The organism is Candidatus Methylomirabilota bacterium, assembly GCA_035936835.1.
Lineage (GTDB): Bacteria > Methylomirabilota > Methylomirabilia > Rokubacteriales > CSP1-6 > AR37.
Genome location: DASYVT010000007.1, coordinates 1 through 2,810, shown reverse-complemented (window position 1 = coordinate 2,810; position 2,810 = coordinate 1). Strand labels below are relative to the sequence as shown.

5 protein-coding genes are annotated in these 2,810 nt (G+C 69.5%); 1 reads left to right on the top strand and 4 read right to left on the bottom strand.

The window, feature by feature from the left end; all coding sequences use genetic code 11:
* Both VGV06_00290 and VGV06_00285 read right to left on the bottom strand, forming a co-directional pair.
* Window positions 1–940 (bottom strand): efflux RND transporter periplasmic adaptor subunit (locus VGV06_00290; GenBank protein HEV2053590.1); only part of this gene is annotated, 940 nt, incomplete at its 3' end.
* Window positions 937–1,590, bottom strand: a complete 654-nt coding sequence (locus VGV06_00285; GenBank protein ID HEV2053589.1) for a TetR family transcriptional regulator — start codon at window positions 1,588–1,590, stop codon at window positions 937–939. The genes VGV06_00285 and VGV06_00290, both read right to left, overlap by 4 nt.
* Window positions 1,591–1,712: 122 nt before the next feature.
* Here VGV06_00285 and VGV06_00280 point away from each other — a divergent pair, with 122 nt between their 5' ends.
* Window positions 1,713–1,871 (top strand): hypothetical protein, encoded by a 159-nt coding sequence (locus tag VGV06_00280; protein ID HEV2053588.1) that lies wholly within the window; start codon window positions 1,713–1,715, stop codon window positions 1,869–1,871.
* 72 nt (window positions 1,872–1,943) lie between these two features.
* On the opposite strand, the gene VGV06_00275 is transcribed toward VGV06_00280, so the two are convergent.
* A complete protein-coding gene (locus tag VGV06_00275) occupies window positions 1,944–2,447 on the bottom strand; it encodes a peroxiredoxin (protein ID HEV2053587.1) in 504 nt (167 codons plus the stop codon).
* A 145-nt stretch (window positions 2,448–2,592) separates the two neighbouring features.
* The coding region (locus tag VGV06_00270; GenBank protein ID HEV2053586.1) for a methylated-DNA--[protein]-cysteine S-methyltransferase at window positions 2,593–2,810 on the bottom strand (218 nt) is incomplete at its 5' end.

The following is a 2,810-nucleotide window of genomic DNA, read 5'->3' as shown; positions in this document are numbered from 1 at the left end:
ACTGGCCCGGCCAGAGCGCGTTGTCCGTGTTGTTGAAGGCCGCTTTGAGCTGGATCGTGCCCGTCGTCGTGTCCACCGTGTTGTTGACGAAGCTGAGCGTGCCGCGCGCCACGACGGTCTGCCCCTGCGGCGTCGCCTCGACCGCAAGCGGCCCCTTGGCCCACTCGGTCTTGACCTGGTCGAGGAAGCGCTCGGGCACGGCGAAGACGACGTTGATCGGGTGCACGCGGTTGATCACGACCAGGGGGTTGCCGATGTCGTTGGCCTTGACGACGTTGCCCTGGTGGATGAGGAGGTTGCCGGTCCGTCCCTCGATTGGCGCGCGGATGGCGGTGTAGGTCAGCTGGACCTTCGCGTTCTCCACGGCCGCCGCGTCCGCCTGCACGAGCGCCTTCTGGTTCGCCACCATGGCGCGGGCGGCGTCCACCGTCGCCAGCGCCGACTTGTGCGCCGTGAGGATCTGGTCGTACTGCTCGCGCGCGATCAGCCCACCCTGGACGAGCTTCTTGTACCGCTCTTCCTCCACGCGCGCGTTGTCGGCCTGCGCCTGGTCGCGCGCGAGGTTGGCCTCGGCCTGCGCGATGGCGGCCTGGTGTTGGGCCATGGTCGCCTGCGCCTGCTGGAGCGCCGCATCGAAGGGCCGCGGGTCTATCGTGAAGAGGAGCGCGCCCGCCTTGACGTCCTGGCCTTCCTTGAAATGGGCCTGGAAGATCTGCCCGCTGAGGAGCGAGTACACGGATACGGTCGAGGAGGCCTGGACGTTGCCGATGCCCTGGATCTGCACGGGCACGTCGCGGGCCTCGACGGTGGCCGCGGTGACCGGCACGGCGGGCGGGCGTTGCCCTGCCTTGGCCTTGGCGTCGCCGTCGCTCCTGGAGCAGGCCGCGAAGGCGAGGACGGCGACGGAGAGCGCGAGCGCCGCGCCGCGCCGGGGCGTCATCGCCGGGCCGCCGCGGGGTGGCGCTGACGCGCGGGTCTCAGGCCGTCGGCCAGCCGCCGGAGGAAGGCGGCGTGGCGAGTCACGAAGGCGCGGTCCGTCGGCCTGAGCCCGGTCAGCAGGAGGGTGAACTGCGGGAAGGCCGCCGGGAACGTGGTCAGCGCTACCATCGCGAGCAGGAGATGCCCTGGATCGAGGTCGGCGCGGAGCAGCCCGCGCGCCTGCCGATCGCGCACCTGCCACACGCCCTTTCGGAAGGCGGCGCGGCGCTCTGCGTCCCCGCTCACCGCTCCGTCGGCCGAGCCGAGCGCCTCCCACTCCATGAGCCGCACCCAGTCGCGGTCCCGGCAGGCGGCGTCGAACCAGAACGCCAGGCTCTCGGCGGCGTCGTCCGGGGCCGTCACGGCCCACGCGGACCGCTCGCGGACCTTCCGGGCGAGGATCTCGCGGAAGAGATGCGCCTTGTTCCCGAAGTAGTGGTAGAGCATCCGCTTGTTGATGCGCGCCCGCCGCGCGATGCGATCCACGCGCGCCCCGGCGAAGCCCTTGTCGGAGAATTCCTTGAGCGCAGAGGCGAGAATGCGCTCGCGGGTGCGCTCCGGGTGGCGCCCGACGGGGTGCTGGCGAGGTCGCAGCAGGGAGACCGTGGTCATGGCTAAAGTAACCATTTAGATAGTAACCGGACGTCCCGCGCCGCGCAAGGAACCGGGTGCCTTCACACTTCTTTACACGCGGCACGCACCGTCTTGACGCGCGAGAGTGATAGGGTAGCTCTATGCCGCGCCGTACGGCCGCGCTGCTCATCGACGACGACGCCCGCCTGGGCGCCCTGGTGGCGGAATATCTCGGCAAGCACGAGATCGACGTCACCACCGCAGCTGACGGGCCGCGCGGACTGGTCGCGCTCCGCAAGAACCGCCCCGACCTCGCGTGAGCTGAAGCAGGCGCCGGCCGGCGGTATGCCGACCGAGGAGCTTCGCGAGCGCATCGCGCGCTCGCGGGCAGACTAGAGCAGCTTCAGCATGCTCTCCGCGTCGCTGACCTCGAATTTCCCCTGGGCCTCGACGTTGAGCGCCTTGACCACACCGTCTTCGACGAGCATCGCGTACCGCTGCGAGCGGACGCCCATGCCGCGGGCGATCAGGTCGAACTCGAGCCCGAGGACCTTCGTGTAGGCGGCGCTGCCGTCCGCCAGCATGCGCACCTTGCCGGCGCTCTTCTGGTCCTTGGCCCACGCCCCCATCACGAAGGCGTCGTTCACCGCGACGCACCAGATCTCGTCCACCTTCTTGGCCTTGATCTTGTCGTAGTTGGCCGTGTAGCCGGGCACGTGCTTGGCCGAGCACGTGGGCGTGAACGCCCCGGGCACGGCGAAGATGACGATGCGCTTGCCCTTCGCGAGGTCCGAGACCTGGAAGGCGTTCGGCCCTATCGTGCAGCCCGCCGTCTCGGTCTCGATCATTTCCGTCAGGGTGCCGTCCGGCAGCTTGTCACCAACCTTGATCGCCATGTGAATCCTCCTAAAGTCGATGTTGACCATTGGTGTGCGGAAAGCCAGGCAGCCATCCCCGGCGGCCTCCAAGCCTACCCGCACGGTACCCTTGTGTCTAGCTCGGTTGCGGCCAATGGACGGCGGCCCCGGCGAGCGTACCAGGTCAGAGGAGCGCGCCTTCGTGGCGCAGGAGCCACTGTTTGCGCGGAAGCCCGCCCGCGTAGCCCGTGAGGGACGCGTTGCTCCCGATCACGCGGTGACACGGGATGACGATGGCCACGGGGTGGAGAGAGTTGGCGAGCCCCACCGCGCGCGAGGCCGTGGGCCGACCGATCCGGGCGGCGAGCTGGCTGTAGGTGCGCGTGGTCCCGAGGGGAATCT

Excerpts from the sequence above, each read along its gene's own strand:
- VGV06_00285 (HEV2053589.1), bottom strand. The coding sequence starts at position 1,590 with ATGACCACGGTCTCCCTGCTGCGACCTCGCCAGCACCCCGTCGGGCGC.
- VGV06_00280 (HEV2053588.1), top strand. The coding sequence starts at position 1,713 with ATGCCGCGCCGTACGGCCGCGCTGCTCATCGACGACGACGCCCGCCTG.
- VGV06_00275 (HEV2053587.1), bottom strand. The coding sequence starts at position 2,447 with ATGGCGATCAAGGTTGGTGACAAGCTGCCGGACGGCACCCTGACGGAA.